Source organism: Vannielia sp. ABF1_015, from assembly GCF_056160745.1.
On record NZ_JBSWXT010000001.1, the window covers coordinates 1337858 to 1355149 of the forward strand.

Annotated in this window: 15 protein-coding genes; 9 read left to right on the forward strand and 6 right to left on the reverse strand. The window is 67.1% G+C overall.

Translation table 11 applies throughout. The features are described from left to right. Positions 1 to 2 precede the first annotated feature (2 nt). From ACXAG6_RS06725 to ACXAG6_RS06740, 4 genes are read right to left on the reverse strand one after another with little or no spacing between them, the layout of a single operon-like run. The gene (locus ACXAG6_RS06725; protein ID WP_475336306.1) at positions 3 to 1208 is read right to left on the reverse strand and encodes a CaiB/BaiF CoA transferase family protein; all 1206 of its coding nucleotides are present in this window, start codon (positions 1206 to 1208) and stop codon (positions 3 to 5) included. Positions 1209 to 1236: 28 nt separating this feature from the next. Continuing rightward, positions 1237 to 2283, reverse strand: coding sequence for an AbrB family transcriptional regulator (locus ACXAG6_RS06730; RefSeq protein WP_475336308.1), 1047 nt, complete (start codon positions 2281 to 2283; stop codon positions 1237 to 1239). Next, a complete protein-coding gene (locus tag ACXAG6_RS06735) occupies positions 2280 to 4412 on the reverse strand; it encodes an acetate--CoA ligase family protein (RefSeq protein WP_475336311.1) in 2133 nt (710 codons plus the stop codon). The genes ACXAG6_RS06730 and ACXAG6_RS06735 overlap by 4 nt, the downstream gene beginning before the upstream one ends. Positions 4413 to 4422: 10 nt before the next feature. Next, positions 4423 to 5589, reverse strand: a complete 1167-nt coding sequence (locus tag ACXAG6_RS06740) for an acyl-CoA dehydrogenase family protein (protein WP_475336313.1) — start codon at positions 5587 to 5589, stop codon at positions 4423 to 4425. 97 nt (positions 5590 to 5686) lie between these two features. Here ACXAG6_RS06740 and ACXAG6_RS06745 point away from each other — a divergent pair, with 97 nt between their 5' ends. From ACXAG6_RS06745 to ACXAG6_RS06785, 9 genes are all read left to right on the forward strand, one after another. Continuing rightward, complete coding sequence (locus ACXAG6_RS06745) at positions 5687 to 6628, forward strand: LysR substrate-binding domain-containing protein (RefSeq protein ID WP_475336315.1); 942 nt, start codon at positions 5687 to 5689, stop codon at positions 6626 to 6628. Between the two features lie 88 nt (positions 6629 to 6716). Next, positions 6717 to 7502 carry an alpha/beta fold hydrolase gene (locus ACXAG6_RS06750; protein WP_475336318.1) on the forward strand — a complete coding sequence of 262 codons (786 nt, stop codon included), beginning with the start codon at positions 6717 to 6719 and terminating at the stop codon, positions 7500 to 7502. Between the two features lie 117 nt (positions 7503 to 7619). Then, entirely contained in the window at positions 7620 to 8003 is a 384-nt protein-coding gene (locus ACXAG6_RS06755) for a Zn-ribbon domain-containing OB-fold protein (protein WP_475336320.1), read from the forward strand. Next, positions 8000 to 9154, forward strand: coding sequence for an acetyl-CoA acetyltransferase (locus tag ACXAG6_RS06760; RefSeq protein ID WP_475336322.1), 1155 nt, complete (start codon positions 8000 to 8002; stop codon positions 9152 to 9154). Before ACXAG6_RS06755 ends, ACXAG6_RS06760 begins: the two co-directional genes overlap by 4 nt. A 13-nt stretch (positions 9155 to 9167) precedes the next feature. Further along, on the forward strand, positions 9168 to 10076 hold the full coding sequence (locus ACXAG6_RS06765) for an SDR family oxidoreductase (RefSeq protein WP_475336325.1): 909 nt from the start codon (positions 9168 to 9170) through the stop codon (positions 10074 to 10076). 4 nt (positions 10077 to 10080) lie between these two features. Beyond that, complete coding sequence (locus tag ACXAG6_RS06770) at positions 10081 to 10968, forward strand: MaoC family dehydratase (RefSeq protein WP_475336327.1); 888 nt, start codon at positions 10081 to 10083, stop codon at positions 10966 to 10968. Further along, positions 10965 to 12122: an acyl-CoA dehydrogenase family protein gene (locus tag ACXAG6_RS06775; RefSeq protein ID WP_475336329.1), complete on the forward strand. Its 1158-nt coding sequence runs from the start codon at positions 10965 to 10967 to the stop codon at positions 12120 to 12122. The genes ACXAG6_RS06770 and ACXAG6_RS06775 overlap by 4 nt, the downstream gene beginning before the upstream one ends. Then, complete coding sequence (locus ACXAG6_RS06780; protein ID WP_475336332.1) at positions 12119 to 13129, forward strand: acyl-CoA dehydrogenase family protein; 1011 nt, start codon at positions 12119 to 12121, stop codon at positions 13127 to 13129. Before ACXAG6_RS06775 ends, ACXAG6_RS06780 begins: the two co-directional genes overlap by 4 nt. Continuing rightward, positions 13126 to 15240, forward strand: coding sequence for an acetate--CoA ligase family protein (locus tag ACXAG6_RS06785; RefSeq protein WP_475336334.1), 2115 nt, complete (start codon positions 13126 to 13128; stop codon positions 15238 to 15240). Before ACXAG6_RS06780 ends, ACXAG6_RS06785 begins: the two co-directional genes overlap by 4 nt. A 96-nt stretch (positions 15241 to 15336) precedes the next feature. On the opposite strand, the gene ACXAG6_RS06790 is transcribed toward ACXAG6_RS06785, so the two are convergent. Both ACXAG6_RS06790 and ACXAG6_RS06795 read right to left on the reverse strand, forming a co-directional pair. After that, on the reverse strand, positions 15337 to 16113 hold the full coding sequence (locus ACXAG6_RS06790) for an enoyl-CoA hydratase/isomerase family protein (RefSeq protein WP_475336337.1): 777 nt from the start codon (positions 16111 to 16113) through the stop codon (positions 15337 to 15339). Between the two features lie 16 nt (positions 16114 to 16129). After that, the gene (locus ACXAG6_RS06795; RefSeq protein ID WP_475336338.1) at positions 16130 to 17128 is read right to left on the reverse strand and encodes an NAD(P)H-dependent flavin oxidoreductase; all 999 of its coding nucleotides are present in this window, start codon (positions 17126 to 17128) and stop codon (positions 16130 to 16132) included. Between the last annotated feature and the right edge of the window lie 164 nt (positions 17129 to 17292).

A 17292-nucleotide genomic window follows, 5' to 3' on the forward strand; every position in this document is an offset into this window, starting at 1 on the left:
CTCTAGGAACCGGGGCCACGCTTTGCGGCACCGGAGGCAATCAGCGCCTCTATCTGATCGGGGGTAAAGCCCGCAGCCGCCAAAACCTCCTCTGTGTGCTCGCCGATGGCCGGGGCAGGGCGCTCGATGCTCGGGTTGCCCTCCGACATCAGGAAAGGCGCAACCGGCACCTTATGGGTGCCCTCGCGGCCCAACGGGGCCGGGGTTTCCTGCAGCAGCCCCCGGGTGGCAAGCTGCGGATCCTCAAGCGCCTCCTGCATGGTGCGAATGCGCCCTGCCGGCACCTGATGCTGGCGCAAAAAGTCCTGCCATTCATCGGCGCTGCGGGTGAGGAAAACCTCTTTCAGCACCGCCTCCTCCGCCGCGTGGCTCTCAAGCCGCTCCGCATTGCTCGCTTTCACCATATCCGGCCGCCCCAGCGCCTCCCAAAGCCGCTTCTGCTGGCGCATGTTTGCGGCCCCCAGCATCAGCAGGCCATCGGCGGTCTCATAGGCCCCGATGCCCGCCAAGGCAAAGCGGTTGCCCTCGGGCTTCGGGGGCTTCCCGCCGATGTTGAGCGCGGCGATATGGGTGCTCATCAGCATCAGCGTGGCATCAAACATCGCAAGGTCCACATGCTGCCCCCGCCCGGTTTGCGTGCGCTGGAAAAGCGCGGCGGAAATGGCGAAGGCGGTCATATAGCCGGTGGCATAGTCCACCACGGGCGCGCCGGTCTTCAGCGGTGCGCTCTCTTCGGAGCCGGTAAGGGCCATAAGCCCCGCAACCGCCTGAAAAACGAAATCATAGCCGGTTTCCTCGCCGCGCGGCCCTTCGCGCCCGAAGGCCGAAACCGAGCAGTATACAAGACCGGGGTTCAGCTTGCTGATCTCGTCATAGCCAAGCCCCAGGGCCTCAAGCGCCCCGGGCCGGTAATTTTGCACAAAAACATCGGCATCCTTGAGCAGCGCCTTCAGCGCTTCCTGCCCGCCCTCCGTCTTCAGGTCCAGCGCGACAGAGCGCTTGTTGGCCCCCTGCGCAAGGTAGGTGGTGCCCATACTGGCGGCATTCAGCTCCTTGTCCGGGCCCTGCTGGCGCACCTGATCGGGCTCATCGGGATGGTCAATCTTGATCACGTCAGCGCCCAGCACGGCAAGCTGATAGGCGGCAAAGGGGCCAGCCAGAACATGGGTCGCGTCGATAACCTTGAGGCCTTCAAAGGCACGGGGCATGGGTGTCTCCTGTTGATGTTGCGGCGCGTCAAAGCGCGTCGTTCTTGCGGCCCGCGCGGCTGGTCAGCCGGGTAAGCCATTGCAGGTTGGGCATGATGACAAAGATGCGGGCAAGGTGCATGGCCGTCACAAGGGCAACGTCCTGCCCAAGAATACCCGCCGTCAGCGCCATTTCGGTGGTGCCGCCCGGCGCAAAGCCGAGCACCATGGTGGGAAAGGCCGCGCCCAAAACGCGGCTGGCCAGCCAGGCCCCGCAGGCGCAGAGCGCCAGCAGCAGCGCCGAAGTGACGAGCACCGAGCTAACAAGGCTCTTGCGCTCGGTAAAGGTGCGCCGGGTAAAGCAGGAGCCAAGCCACGTGCCCAGCACAACTTGAGCAAGGCCAAGGACAGGCTGAGGAATGTCAAACGCCGGCTGCCCAAGCGCCGAGAGCGCGGCAGCCATGAAGAGCGGACCGAGGAAGAAGGGGTTGGCCAGCCGCAGCAGCTTGAACAGAACCGGCCCGGCAATAGCCCCGGCGAGGGTCACGCAGAAGGCGACAATCCCGTGATGCACCTCCGGCGGTGGCAGGGCCACCGAGCTGTCGCCCACGAGGTAGAGCATCATCGGGAAGAGGGTGACAACAAGCGCAATCCGCATGGTCTGGGCAAAGATCACCGGCGCAGGCGCAACCCCGTGGTGCTCGGCCAGCACACCCGCCTCAACCGGCGAGGTGGGCACCACCGACAAAAAGGCCGTAACGCCGTCGGTGCCGTAAAGCCGCCGCTGAACAAGGCTCACCAGCACAGAAATTGCCACAGTATAGAGGCTGACAAAAATGAGCAGCGGCGCGGTTTGCAGCAGTGATTGAAACGCCGCCGGGGTGAAGTGCGCCCCAACAAAGGTGGCCACGGTGATCTGCCCAAAGGGGCGCGTCTGGACCGGAACGCGCACAGCCAAGGTGCCGGTCGCGGTGATCAGGCCGGAGGCAACGAGCGGGCCGATCATCCAAGGCAGCGGCAGGCCCAGCAGGCTAAAGATCAGGCCCGCCATGCCAGATGCCGCGTAAAGGCAGGCGAGCGCAGGCAGGTAACTCACGTGGGCGCGTCCTCCCCGAGGCGGATCAGCGCATCAAGCATCAACACACCCGATCCCGGCGCAAAGATCGCAACCGGGTTCACCTCGGCCTCCTCAACGCGCGGATGCAGTGCAAGGCGCGAAAATGCGGCAACGGCCTGCGCAAGGGCTTCAAGATCGCCCGGCGCATGGCCTCGATAGCCGCGCAGCGGCGCAAAGCCCTTGATGGCAGCAACCATCTCGCGGGCCGCCTCAAGGGAAACGGGGGCAGGGCGCGTTGCGGCATCGCGGTAAACCTCCGCCAGCACACCGCCCGCGCCCACCGTAACGACGGGGCCGACCAGCGGGTCACGCGTGAGGCCGATGATCGCCTCGCCAAGCCCGGGGTGCATTTCCTGCACCAGCACGGCGTCAAGCCGGTAGCCCGGCGCATGGGCCTCGGCGGAGGCTTGCATCTGGCTGATGGCCGCGGCGAGGGCTTGCTCGCTCTCGATCCCCAGCACCACGGCCCCCGCCTCCGATTTGTGCGGCAGATCGGGTGAAACGAGCTTGGCAACCAGCGGAAAGGCCAGCCCAAGAGGGCTCGGCAGCGGCGCGCCGGGCGCGAGCAGCAGGGTGCCGGGGCGGGCAAGCCCCAACGCCTCAAAGAGCGCCCCCGCTGTCGCCTCCGACTGTAGCCCGGTTGGCAAGTCGGTGAGCTGTTGCGCGGCGGCCTCCGGCAGGGGGGCGGCAGAGGCGGGGGCCGGGGCAAGGGCAGGGGGCCTATCCTTCAGCAACAGGGCAACGGTTTCGGCGCAGGTTTCGAGGTTGCAGAAGGCAGGGATGCCCGCCGCGTCCAGCAGGGCAAGGCCCTCCGGCGCATGGGGCAGCGGAAAGCCCACCACGGGGGCGGCGCCTTCGGGCGCCTCGCGCACCGCATCGACAATGGGGGCCACCGCCAATTCGGGGTTGAACTGCGCCGAGGAGCCGACAGCGACGACGATCACACCGGTGTCCGGGTCGTACATCAGGCGGTCCACCACCGCGCGCATGGTGTCATATTTCGTGCCCGCCAGCGTCACATCAACCAGCTTGCCGTGGCCCAGCGGGATGCCCCGCGCCGAAAGCTCCGCGCGGGCGGCCTCGCTCAAACCGGCAATCTCAACCCCGCGCGCGGCCAGTTGGTCAATCACCATCGCGCCGCCGCCACCAGTGGTCGAAATCACCGTGGCCCGGCGCGGGCGCCCCTCGGGCAGCGGTGCCCGGGCGAGCGCACGCGGGGCCTCGATGAGCGTGTCAAACTGCTCCGCCTCGTGAATCCCGATCTCGCGCAAAAAGGCCGAAACCGCTTCGCGCCCGCCCGTCATCGCCCCGGTGTGAGAGACGGCAAGCGCGCGGCCCTCCTCGGATGCGCCAATCATATAGGCAACAACCGGTTTCCCCCGCGCCCGCGCGCCGCGTGCAAAAGCCGCCAGTGCCTCCGCATCGCGGATGGTCTCAAGGAAGAGCTGAAAGGCATGGGTCTCCGGGTCGTCCAGCAGCAGCTGCCCCAGCGTGCCCACACCGCAGCAGGCTTCGTTGCCAAGCGAAACGAGGGTCGAAAACCCGTGCCCCCGCTCCTGCCCACGCGACAGGAGCGTGCCGATCACGCTGCCGCTCTGCGACAGCACAGCCGTGTGGCCACGGATGATCGAGGGCGCGGCGAAAGCGGCGTTGGTGGTGCAGACAAACCCGGAGGCGGTGGAAACCACACCGGTAGAGTTGGGGCCGATCAGCAGAATGCCCGCATCTCGGGCGATGGCCGTGGCCCGCTGCTGGCGGGCCACGCCCTCCGGGCCAGCCTCGGCAAACCCATCAGCCAGCATCGAAACAACGGCAATGCCCTTTTCGGCGCAGTGCTCAAGCGCGGTCAGCGCAGGCTCGGCGTCAAGCAGGATATAGGCGTGGTCAACAGGCTCCGCGATCTCGGCAACCGAGGCGGCGGCAGGCAGGCCCATCACCTCGGCGCTGCCGGGGTTCACCGGCAGGATGCGCCCGCCAAACCCGTGCTGCCGCAAAAAGGTCAACGGGCGGGCCGTGAGCTTCTTGGGGTTGGACGAGGCCCCAACGAGCGCCACCGCACGAGGTGCGGTGAGGGCTTTCAAAAGCTCCGCTTCAGGTCTGCTCAACATGCTCGGGCCATCACTCGGCGGCGACAACGTTGGGCGCGCGTTGCGAGAAACGGCGATCAAAGATGCCCTCGGCAATCCGGTTCTTCAAAATCTCGATAGAGCCCCCCGCGATCATCCAGCCGCGCGTGCGGCGCAGCGCGTATTGCGCGGTGCTCTCCTCCGAAAACCCGAGGCCCCCAAGGATCTGCACCGCCTCGTTTGCGGCAAAAAATCCGGCCTCGTTGCAGGCGAGCTTGGCAATGGCGGTTTCCTGCGCCGAGGGAAGGCCCCGCTCGCCGTTCACGGCGGCGCGCATCAAGAGCAGGTTCGCGGCCTCCAGCTTCACCGCCATCTCCGAGAACTTCCACTGCAAGCCCTGAAACTCGCAAAGCGCGCGGCCAAATTGCTGGCGCTGGGCGGCGTGGTCGCGGGCAAGGTTGAAGGCATGCCGCCCCACCGCAAGGGCCCGGGCAGAGTTGCCAAGCCGCTCCACGTTGAACCCGGCAATCTGTTTCTTGAAGCCCCCCGGCCCAAGCAGCACGTCCTCCTGCGGAACGTAAACATTGTCGAAGTAAAGCTGCGACCACGTCTCGCCATTCATGAAGGTGGAGGGCTTGCCGACGGTAAAGCCGGGCGTGTCCCGCGCAATCAGCACCGAGCCAATGCCACCCACGCCCGGCCCGTAGCGCAGATAAACCAAAAACACCTCCGCCTCCGACGAGTGGGTGCCAAAAATCTTGGTGCCGTTCACCCGAAAGCCGCTGCCGTCCGGCGTGGCGGAGGTGCGCAGGTCAGTCACCGCAGAGCCAGCCTCCGGCTCGGTCATCCCGAGCGAAATCAGCGCCTTCCCGGCGAGAATCTTGCCAAGGTAGCGCTCTTTCTGCTCCGCCGTGGCGAATTCGGCGAAGGTGCGGACAGGGCCGAAGTTGGCAGCCTGAATCACGTCTCCCGAACGCGGGCAAACCTCGGCGACGGCCTGAATCGCAAGGATGGCGTTCACAAGCCCGCCCCCAATGCCCCCGTCCTCTTCCGGAATCGTGATGCCCAGCAAGCCCATCTCGGCAAACCGCGCGGCCACATCCCAAGGATAGCTCTCGGCATTCGCCCGCGCCGCCGCACCCTCGGCCAGCTCGGCCTCGGCAAAACGGCGCACCGTGTCATAAAACATCTGCTGTTCGTCGGTCAGGTTAAAATCCATCGGGCGGGCATCCAATTCACATCTTCTTTGCAGCAGTCTAAACATCCCATTCAGGGACAATACCGCCATTGAGGTCGGACAAGGGAAACCTCCGCTTATGGATCGCCGATACCGAGACCTGCCGCTCAATCCGTTGAGGGCTTTTGCGGTGGCCTCGCAGCACAAAACCTTCACCTCCGCCGCACAATACATGGGCGTGAGTCAGGTTGCCATCAGTCGGCAAATCTCGACGCTGGAGGATTACCTCGGGGTAAAACTCTTCGTGCGAGGGGCCCGGTCGGTCAAGCTCACCGACGTGGGCCGCACGCTGGGCGCCGAGGTCAGCGTGCTTTTTGAAGAGCTGGAGCGGGCAACCCACGGCGTCCTCTCCGAAGAAAGCGAAAACACGATCAAGCTGAGGATCTACCCGACCTTCGCCCAGCACTGGCTTCTGCCCCGTCTCGGGGAGTTTCAGGCGCTCTACCCCGAATATCGCTTCCGGCTGGATACCACGGTAGAGCCGCTGGATTTTCGCGGCACCCACCTCGACGTTGCAATCCAGCTCGGGCACGGCACATGGCGCGATGCCAAGAGCCGCAAGCTCTTCGACGAGACGGTGGATGTCGTGTGCAGCCCCGCCTACGCCGAGGCGCACGGCGGGTTGGCCAGCGAGGCTGAGCGCGCGGGCGCCGAGCTTCTGCACGCCAAATACCGGCGCAAGGAGTGGGAGATCTGGTCAGCGCAGTCGGAGACGGACCTGAGCGGCCTCAGCGGGCAGGAGTTCGACAGCTCGCTGCTGGTCTATCAGGCCGCGGCGCATGGCTTCGGGCTGGCGCTGGGGCAGGTGGACCTGCTCGCCAAGGAGTTGGAAGCGGGCAAGCTGATCCGCCCCTTCGGCAAGCCGGTCACCACCGGGGCGGCCTTCCACGTGATCTGGCCAACGATGAAATCGGTCTCGACAAAGACCAAGCATTTCATCGACTGGTTGCTGGATGCCTCGGGAGAGCCCCGCGCCTTCTTCAAGAAAAAAAGGGCAACCTCCGGCGCGGAAGAGGGCTGACCGCAGGTTTGCGTTGCATGACTTCCTGCGAGGTTAAACCCGGGCCAACATCGCCCTAGGGTGCGGCAAAGCTGCAAAGGGGGCGCAGATGCCGCGCATGTTTCATGAACTGGTCGGAGACCCGCACAAATCCGTGCCGCTGCTCCTGCTCCACGGCATGTTCGCCAGCCGCCGGATGTGGGATCTGAACCGCGCCGCACTGGCAGAGCAATTCCCGCTCGTTCTGGTCGATCTACCCGGCCACGGCGCCTCGCCGCCACTTTCCGAGGGGGCCGATGCCGCGCCGAGCGCGCTGGTGGCAGAGCTGGAGCGTATCCGCGACGCCCTCGGCGTGGAGCGCTGGAGCCTCTGCGGCCAGAGCTTCGGGGCGGGCGTGACGCTGCACTACGCTCTGGCCCATCCCGATCGCGTCGCGGCGCAGGCGTTCACCAACTCCCGCACCACCTTCCGCAACGCCTACGGGCCGGAAGAGACCGTGCTGCGCAAAGGGCGGATCGAACGCATCCGGGCCGGTGGGCGCCAAGCCATGCGGCGCGAAGTGTTCCACCCCCGCCATGCCAAGCGATTCCCCGAGCCGATCAAAACGGTGCTCTCAACAGAGGCCGACGCGATCGAGATCGAAACCTACCTGCGCCTCATCGGTGAAACCGCGCCAGCCCTCTCGCTCTACGGGCGCGATGCGCAGCCAAAAGTGCCCACGCTGCTGATCAACGGGCGGCACGAGCGCGCCTTTCAGCCCTGCCGCGATGAGCTCGCCGCCGCTTGGCCAGGGATGGACATTTCCGACATCGACGGTGGCCACGCGGTAAACATCGAAAACCCCGAGGGCTTCAATACGGCGCTGATCAGGTTCCTTCAGCGGCAGTTAGGCTAACCGCTGATTATGTCACGGTGACGGTTTCCGAGTTGTGAGGGCAGGCGCGCACAGCGATGATCGCGCCAAAGGGAATAGCCCGTCGCAGCGCGTGCTGATGCGGCTATCGGAGGACGAATGAACGAGATGGAGCAATCCCCCCGCGCGGCCTGGGTGGCCCATGCCCGCGAAGGCCAATTGGCCTATCAGTGGAGCCCGGATGCAGGCCGCGCCGTCTGGCAGCCGCGCGTGGTCTGCCCCTTCGGCGGCCGTGCGCCGCTGGAATGGCGCGTCAGCGCGGGCCGCGGGGTGATCCACGCCATCACGCTGACCCACCCGGTAAAGGGCGCGCCCTACACGGTGGCGCTGATCGACATGGACGAGGGCTTTCGGATGATGAGCCGGGTCGAGGGCGCACAGGGCGATCCGTCCGAGATCGGCCGCCGCGTGGTGCTGCGCTTCGTCCCGGGCGAAGGCGAAGAGCCGCCGGTCCCGGTGTTCGATCTGGAGGGCATGCAATGAGCGGAACGACACGGGGCGGCACGGCCATCGTCGGCGTGGCCGAGAGCGATCTCGGCAAGGTGGCCGAAGGGGTGACCCCGCAGGATCTGATGGCGCAGGGCATCCTGCGGGCACTCGATGACGCCGGGCTCACGCTGGGCGATGTCGATGGGCTGTTCCTCGCCGCAAGCCAACTCCGAATGCCGACAATCTCCCTGTGCGAATACCTCGGCATTGCGCCGCGCTACATGGACAGCAGCTTCACCGGCGGGTCGTCCTTCGAGGCGCTCGCGGCCCATGCGGCGCTGGCGCTGGAGGCCGGGGCCTGCGACGTCGCGGTCATCGCCTATGGGTCCACCCAGCGCAGCCAGCGCGGCAAGTTCACGCCCCAGCGCGACCTGAACGACTATGACGCGCCCTTCCGCCCGCGCCTGCCGATCACCGGCTACGCGCTGGCCGCCAGCAAGCATATGGCCGACTATGGCACCCGCCGGGAGGATCTCGCCGAGATCGCTGTTGCCGCGCGCAGCTGGGCCAAGCTCAACCCCGCCGCCTTCGACCAGCGCGACCTGACGGTGCAGGATGTCCTCGAGTCCAAGATGATCTCCACCCCCCTCACCGTGCGCGATTGCTGCCTCGTCACCGATGGCGGCGGCGCGGTGGTGATGGTGCGGGCAGACCGGGCAAAGGCGATGAAGCAAAAGCCGGTCTACCTGCTCGGCCACGGCGAGGCGCAGCAGCATCACGCAATCACCAACATGCCAGACCTTACGGTCACCGGGGCCAAGGCATCCGGCGATCAGGCCTATGCAATGGCCGGACTGGCCGCAAAAGACATCGACGTGGCCCAACTCTACGACGCCTTCACCATCACCACCCTGCTGTTTCTTGAAGACCTCGGGTTTTGTCCCAAGGGCGAGGGCGGGGCCTTCGTGCGGCAGGGCGGCATCGCGCCGGGCGGGCGGCTGCCGGTCAACACCTCGGGCGGCGGGCTGTCCTATTGTCACCCCGGCATGTTCGGCCTGTTCCTGATGATCGAGGCAACCCGGCAGCTGCGCGGTACCTGCGGCGCTCGGCAGGTGGCAGGCGCAGAAACGGCAATCGCCCACGGCAACGGCGGCGTTCTCGCCGCGCAGGCAACACTGGTGCTGGGCACCGAAGCGACACTCTGAAACGGAAGAACACATGAGCAAGCAACTCGAAGGCAAGGTCATCGCGGTCACCGGCGCGGGGCGCGGGGTCGGCAAGGGCATCGCCCTCTGCCTCGCCGCCGAAGGCGCAGCCGTGGTGGTAAACGACATCGGCGCCACGCTCGACGGCGAAGGGCTCGATGCCTCTCCCGCGCAAGAGGTCGTGGCCGAGATCGAAGCCGCCGGGGGCCGCGCCGTGGCCTGTGGCGACAGCGTTGCCGAGCATGACGGCGCAGGCCGGATCGTGGGCGCGGCGCTCGATACATTCGGGCGCATCGACGGCGCGATCCACAGCGCCGGCATCCTGCGCGACTCGATCTTCCACAAGATGCAGCCCGAAGATTTTGAGCGCGTTCTGCGCGTGCATCTCTTCGGGGCCTTCAACATCGCCTCCGCCTGTGCGCCCCACTTCCGGGCGCAGCAAAGCGGCGCGTTGGTGTTTATGACCTCAACCGCCGCCCTGATCGGCTCCGTCGGGCAGGCCAATTATGCCGCCGCCAAAATGGGCATCGTCGGCCTTTCCCGAGGCATCTCGCTCGACATGGCCCGCTTCAACGTGCGCTCCAACTGCATCGCGCCCCACGCCTTCTCGCGGATGATCGAAAGCGTCCCGGGCCGCTCGGAGGAAGAGCGGGAAAAGCGCCGCCGCACCACCAGCCCCGACCAGATCGCCCCGCTCGCGGCCTTCCTCTGCTCGCATGGTGCAAATGAGGTGACAGGCCAGATCTTCGGCGCACGCGGTAACGAGGTCTACCTCTACAACCAGCCCCGCCCCGTGCGCACCCTGCACCGGGCCGATGGCTGGACGGTCGAAAAACTGGCAGAAACGCTCCCCGCCGCGCTGAAGGCAAATTTCACCCCGGCAGAGCGCACCAAAGACGTGTTTCCCTGGGAGGCGATCTGAGCCAATGCTGAACGTCGACGCCCTCGAAGCCTGGACGTTTCCGCCGCTGGCGCAGAGCTACGGCGCTGATGAAACCATGCTCTATGCCGCCACCCTCGGCTTCGGGCAGGATCCTCTCAACGCAAACCAGCTTCGCTTCGTCTATGAAAAAGAGCTGGCAGCCGTGCCCACCTTCGCCGCCATACTCTGCCACCCCGGCCGCTGGACGGCCGCGCCCGAGCTGGGGGTGACGCTGCACAAGACGGTGCATGGCGAGCAGCGGGTCTTCCTGCATCAGCCGCTCGCCCCCACCGGCGATCTCGTGGCCCGGGCGCGGGTGCAGGCGGTGCAGGACAAGGGCGAAAAGGGCGCACTGATCCACGCGGCCCGCACCATGTATGACCGCGCCAGCGGCGCCCCGGTGGCAAGTATCCTGCACAGCAGCTTCTGCCGCGCCGATGGTGGCTTCGGGCGTGAGTTCGGAACCGCCCCCAAGGCCGAAAAGCTGCCCGAGCGCGCGCCCGACGTGGTGGTCAACATCCAAACCCGCCCCGAGGCGGCGGTGCTCTACCGGCTCAACAACGATCGCAACCCGCTGCACATCGACCCGGCCCATGCCGCGAAGGCGGGCTTTGATCGCCCCATTCTGCACGGCCTCTGCACCTGGGGCCTCGCGGCGCGCGCAATGCTTGAAGGCGTGCTGGACTATGACGAAACCCAGCTGCGCTCCGTCGAGGCCCGCTTCTCGCGCCCGGTGTTTCCGGGAGAGACGGTGCGCTTCGAAATCTGGCGCGAGACGGGGCTCTGCCGCTTTCGCGCCCGGGTAGAGGCGCGCAACGTCACGGTGCTCGACGCCGGGCGTTGCCTCACCGGCGCAGGGCACCCCGACCCCGATTACAGGGTGCCCGCATGAACCCCGACTGGAACGCCATGCCGGAGGAGGCATTTCGCGCCCACCTGCGGGCGTTCATCGCCGAGCGTTGCCCCGAGGCGCTGCGCCACTTGCGCCTGCGCCAGCCGCCCGCCGTCACCATGCCGTGGTACAAGGCGCTCCACGCGGCGGGGATGATCGCCCCGGGCTGGCCCGCCGAACTGGGCGGCATGGCGCTAACCCCGGAGCGCCACCTCCTGTTCATCGAAGAGATGGAAGCCGCCGGCACACCTTGGCTGCATGACAGCGGCGTGCGCAATCTCGGCCCGGCGATCATCGCCTTCGGAACCGAGGCGCAGAAGGCAGAGTATCTGCCCAAGATCGCGGCGGGCGAGCAGATCTGGTGCCAAGGCTACTCCGAGCCGGGCGCCGGGTCAGACCTTGCCGCACTGCGCTGCGCCGGGCGGATCGAGGGCGATACAATCACCATCACCGGCCAGAAGATCTGGACAACATCAGCCCATCACGCCACCCATTGCTTCTGCCTCCTGCGCACCGCTTCGGATGGCCCCAAGCAGCACGGCATCACCTTCGTCCTCGTCAACATGGTCACCCCCGGCATCACCGTGCGCCCGATCCGCAACCTCGGCGGCGAAGATGATTTCTGCGAAGTGTTCTTCGACGAGGTGACAGTCGCCACCGATTGCATTCTCGGGGCCGTGGATGACGGCTGGAAGGTCGCGCGCTCGCTCCTTGGCTTCGAGCGGATCTGGGCCGGATCGCCGCGCCGGGCGCGCAAGGCACTGGCCGAGCTGGAGGCTGTGGTCGAGGCTGCGGGGCTGGCAGAAGACGGGCTCTGGCAAGACCGGCTGGTGCGGGCCGAGTTCGATGTGCTCGACGGGCAGGATCTCTATCGCAGCTTTGCCGATCTCGTCAGCACCGAGGGCCATGTCGGCACCGAGGTCTCGGCGCTGAAGATCACCGCCACCGAGGCCTTCCAGCGGATCAGCGAATGGACTCTGGAGGCGGCAGGGCAGGGCGGCGTCGCAGAGGTGGCCCCCGTGCCGGGCCAGCCCGCCCCGGCCTTCACGTGGTTCGAAAGCCGCGCGCCGGCCATCTTTTCGGGCGCAAACGAGATACACCGCAACATCCTCGCCCGGCGGGTGCTGGGGCTGGGCAAGGAGGCCGCGCAATGACCACGCTCGATGCCGATACCGCCCGGATGATCGCCGACAGCGTTGCGAGCCATGTGAAAACGCCAGAGGCAGCAAACCCTGTCGCCGAACTTCACGCGCAGGGCTGGCTGCACTGCGCCCTGCCCGAAGAGGCCGGGGGCCTCGGCTTCGGCGTGGACGCGGCGGCGCTGATCGTCGGCGGGCTGGCCCGGGCTTGCCGCGCAGAGCCGGTCGCCGCCACCTACATGGCCGCCCGCCTTCTGGCGCTTGTGGCACCACAAAGCCCCTCGGCGCAGGCGCTGGCCTCCGAGGGGCAGTTGGTGTCTCTCGCGCTGGGCAAGCTGCGCAGCGAGGGGAGGCACTTGAGCGGCACGCTGCTCCACGTGCCGCCCGCGCCGGTGCATCTCGTGGTGGCAGGCGATGTGCTCCATGCGGTGCCGGGCACCACGGCGCGGCGGTCTCGTGTTGATGGCTGCACGCTGGAAACGCTCTCGCTGGAGGGCATGACGGCAGAGCAGCTTGCCGAGGGCCCCGCTGTGTCGGCGGCGCTCCGGCAGGTGCTGGCCGAGGGGCGGCTGGTGGTCGCCGCCGAACTGCTCGCCCACGCCGAGGCCATGCAGGAGCTCACGCTGGAGCACCTGCGGACACGGCAGCAATTTGGCCAGAGCCTCGGGCATTTTCAGGCCCTGCAGCACAAGGCGGTGGATCTCTACAGCGCCGCTCTGCAAGGCCGCGCGGTGCTCGACGCCGCCCTGTCTCGCGCCGCCCACGGCCTTGCCCCCAATGATCTTGATCGCGCGGCCTTCCGGGCCAAGACGCGGGTGAACGATGCCGCAATGGCCACGGCCAAGGGCGCAATCCAGATGTTCGGCGCGCTGGGCATCACCGATGAAAGCCCGCTCGCCCCCCATATCAAACGCGTGCTCGCGCTGGTGCCGTGGCTCGGCACCTCCGCCGAGCTGCGCCGCGCCTATGCCCGGATCGGGCGGGTGCTGACAGGCACCGACAAAAAGGACCAGGCCGCATGACCGCCCCTATCACGCCTCCTCGCGCGGAGGTCACCTCCGGCCTCGACGCCATGTTCAAGCCGCGCGCCATCGCCCTCGTGGGTGCCTCGGACGATCCCTACAAGATCGGCGGTCGCCCCCTGCGCTACATGGCCGAAGCGGGCTCGGCGGTGCAGCTCTTCCCGGTCAACCCAACGCGCGACAGGGTGCAGGGCATCAAGGCCTACGCCTCCATCAGCGCGATCCCGCAGCAGGTCGATCAGGTGATCCTCGCGGTGCCCGCCAGCCGGGTGGAGGCGGCGGTGGAAGACGGGCTCGCCGCCGGGGTCCGCAGCTTCGTGATGTTCTCGGCCGGGTTTGCCGAGGCGGGCGAGGCGGGGGCGGCGGCGCAGGCCGCGCTGGTCGAGCGCATCCGCGCAGGCGGCGCGCGTCTGCTCGGCCCCAACGCGATGGGCCTCTTCAACACCAACGACAGGATCTTCGCCACCTTCTCCTCCGCCCTCGACAGGGGCATCCCGCAGATCGGCCGGGTCGGCGTGGTCAGCCAGAGCGGCGCGGTGGGCAGCTATATCCAGAACCTGATCTTCACACGCGGCGTGAACATCTCCAAATTCGTGGCCACCGGCAACGAGGCCGATGTCGAGGCCTCGGAATGCCTCGAATGGATGGCCCGCGACCCCGACACCGATGTGCTGGTGGTCTACCTCGAAACCTGCCGCGACGGGCCCGGGCTGATCCGGGCGCTCGAGGTGGCGCGCGCGGCGGGCAAGCCGGTGATCGTGCTGAAAGCCGGGCGCACCGAGGCCGGGCAGCACGTGGCCGCCAGCCACACCGGGGCCATGGCAGGCTCTGCGGCGGTGTTCGACGCGGCGCTCTCGGCGGCAGGCGCGCACCTCTGCCGCTCGCTCTCCGAGCTGGTGGAGCTCACCTACACCTGCGCCAACGGCGTGCTCCCGCCAGATCGCAACCTCGCCATCATCACCGTCTCCGGCGGCATCGGCGTAATGTCGACAGATTCAGCCATCGAACAGGGTATGGACTTGCCGCCCATGAGCGCGGCGGCCTTCGACACAATCCGCAAAAGCCTGCCGCTGGCCGTGGGGCGCAACCCGCTCGACACCACGGCCGCCACCATTGGCGACCGGACGCTCTTCATGGATGCCGTCGCGCAAATGCTGGCGAGCGAGTCCTATGGCTTGGTCATGCTCTTCGTCGGCAACGCCGGGCTCAACACCCGTGACCCCAAGATCATGGCCGAAGGGCTGACAAAGCTGGTGCAGGCCTACCCCAAAACGCTCTTCGCCATCTGCACCCAATCCACCCCCGAAAACGCCAAAGCCTTCGAAGCCACCGGTTTCCTCGTCTACGAAAACCCCGAATCCTGCGTCGCCGCCTTCGCGGGCGCGGCGCGGCTCGGTGAGGTTCTGCGCACCCCGCCTGCGGCGGGTAAGGCGCTGCCGCCGCCCGTTGCCCTGCCGCCACGGCCCGACGAGGTGACCTCGGCAGAGCTTCTCGCCGGGGCGGGCCTGCGCTTTGCCCGCTGCGCAACGGCACAGAGCGCCGAGGAGGCGGTGCACCTTGCCGGGTCCATCGGCTACCCGGTGGTGCTGAAGGTCCGCTCGCCCGACATTGCCCACAAATCCGAGGTGGGCGGGGTCAAGGTCGGCCTTGCCGATGCCGATGCGGTGCGTGACGCCTACGAAGCCATCATGGCCTCCGCCCGCGCCGCCGCACCAAAGGCAGAGATCCTCGGCGTCAGCGTCAACGAGATGGTATCGGGCGGCGTCCAATGCATCCTCGGCACCCACCGCGATGCCACCTTCGGCCCGATGGTGATGGTCGGGCTCGGCGGCATCTACACCGAGGTGCTGAAAGACACCGCGATGCGCCCCGCACCGGTGGCCCGCGATGAGGCCCTAGGGATGATCCGCAGCCTTAAGGGCTTTGCCCTGCTCGACGGCGCACGCGGGGCCGAAAAGGCCGACATTGGCGCGCTGGCAGAGGCCATCGTCACCCTCTCCCGCTTCGCCGCCGCCCAAGGGGAAGGGCTGGAAGGGGCCGAGATCAACCCGCTGATCGTGCTGCCCGAGGGCTGCATCGGGGCAGACGCGCTGGTGATCCCCACGCGTTGAGGCCTGGGCCAGGCCGCTTCGATCCACAGGTCGGATAGGCGAAACCGGCCAGCGCGGCGCACCGCCCCTCGCTCATCCGGGCTCGGGGCAGGCGGATCACCGCCCGGTAAACTTAGCCTCCCGCTTCTCACGAAAGGCACTCACCCCTTCGTTGAAGTCATGGGTCTGGTGCACGCCCGGCTGGGTGAGCGCTTCGAGCTCAAGAAACTGGTCAAGGCTCGGGCTCTGCGCCATCTGAAACATCTTCTTGGCCATGGCGATCGCATAGGTGGGTGCCTCGGTGTATTCCTCCGCAAAGGCGCGCGTGGCCTCTGCCAGCTCGGCGGCGGGCACAACCCGGTTGACCATGCCCAACCCCTCCGCTTCCGGCGCGCCGACAAAGCGGGTGGAATAGACCAGCTCACGCGCCTTCGCCTGCCCCAGCAGCCGGGTCAGGAAGAAAACCGCCCCCGTGTCCGGTGCCAGCCCGCGCCGCGCGAAAATGGCCGAAAAGCGGGCATCCTCTGCGGCGATGATGAAGTCGGCGGCCATCGCCATCGAAAGCCCCAGCCCCACGCAAGCCCCCTGCACCGAGGCGATCACCGGCTTCTCTGTGTTGTAAATCGCCCGGATCAGCCGGTGCCCGTTCCATTGCAGGTTATTGCGCGAGCCCTTCGGGTCGCGCTTTTGAATCTTGTCCACATCGGCCCCGGCGCAAAAGGTCTCGCCCTTGGCGTCCAGCACCACCACGCGCACCTCGTCCTCCTCATTGGCGCGGTCAAAGGCGTGGCGCAGCTCCACGCGCATCTCGCCCGCCAGCGCATTCTTGCGTTCGGGGCGGTTGAGCGTGATGCGGGCGATAGCGCCCTCGCGGCAGTAGTCGATCTCGGCCATGTCGTTCCTCCCGGTCTCAGCGACCCTGTTCCAGCCGCGCCGCCCAATCGGCGCGCGCAGCCTGATATTCTTCCACCATCCTGTCCACCAACTCGGCGGCAGGCGGGGCATCGGTGATCTCTCCCACGCCCTGGCCCGCGCCCCAAATGTCTTTCCAGCGCAGGTGGCGCTCGCCCGGCGTGCCGGTAATGCCCTCAGCCGGCCGCTTGATCTCATCAAGGTCAAGGCCCGCGCGGGTGATCGAGGGGCCAAGGTAATTGGCCGGCGTGCCGGAGAAGTAGGGCGTGTAGATGATGTCCTCCGCCTCCGCCTCCACCAGCATATCCTTATAGTCGGAGACCGCCGCGCTCTCGGCGGTGGCGATAAAGCGGGTCCCGATATAGCAGAGATCCGCGCCCAAAAGCTCGGCGGCCAGCACCTGCGCGCCAGAGGTCAGCGCCCCGGCAAGGATGATCGGGCCATCCCAAAACGCGCGCACTTCGGAGAGAAAGGCAAAGGGGTTGAGCAGGCCGCCATGCCCGCCCGCGCCCGCGCAAACAAGAATAAGCCCGTCAACCCCGGCGCGAATGGCACGCTTGGCATGGCGCACCGTGGTGACATCATGAAACACCAGCCCGCCATAGGCGTGAATGCGCGGTGTCACCGCATCGGGCGCGCTCATCGAGGTGATGAGCAACGGCACCTTATGGTCGATGCAGGTCTGAAGATCGGCCTCCACCCGCGGGTTGGTTTTGCGCAGGATGACGTTGACGGCATGGGGCGCAAAGGAGCGGCCCTCGGCACGCGCGGTATCGCGGGCGGCCTCCACCTGTGCCAGCCATGTTGAAAGTTCTTCCTGCGGGCGGGCATTGAGCGCCGGGAATGAGCCTATCACGCCACTGCTGCACAGCGCCGTGACGAGCGCCGGGTTGGAAACAAGAAACATCGGCGCGGCAACAACCGGCAGGCGCAGCCCGGCGCGCAGGGCATGCACCGCGGCGCGGGCGCTGTTTCTGTCTGGCGTGCTGTCATTCATCGGCCTGGCCTCTCCTGCGGTGTCGGAATGCCCCCGATGTGCCAGCCGGGGCCGGTCGGGCATAGTGCACAAATGCTGCCGAGCTTTAACCAGAGGTTAGCCTTGGGTGAGCAGGCCCGCATCCTCCGCACCGGCGTTTTCGGGGTAGAAACAGAGGTAGCGCG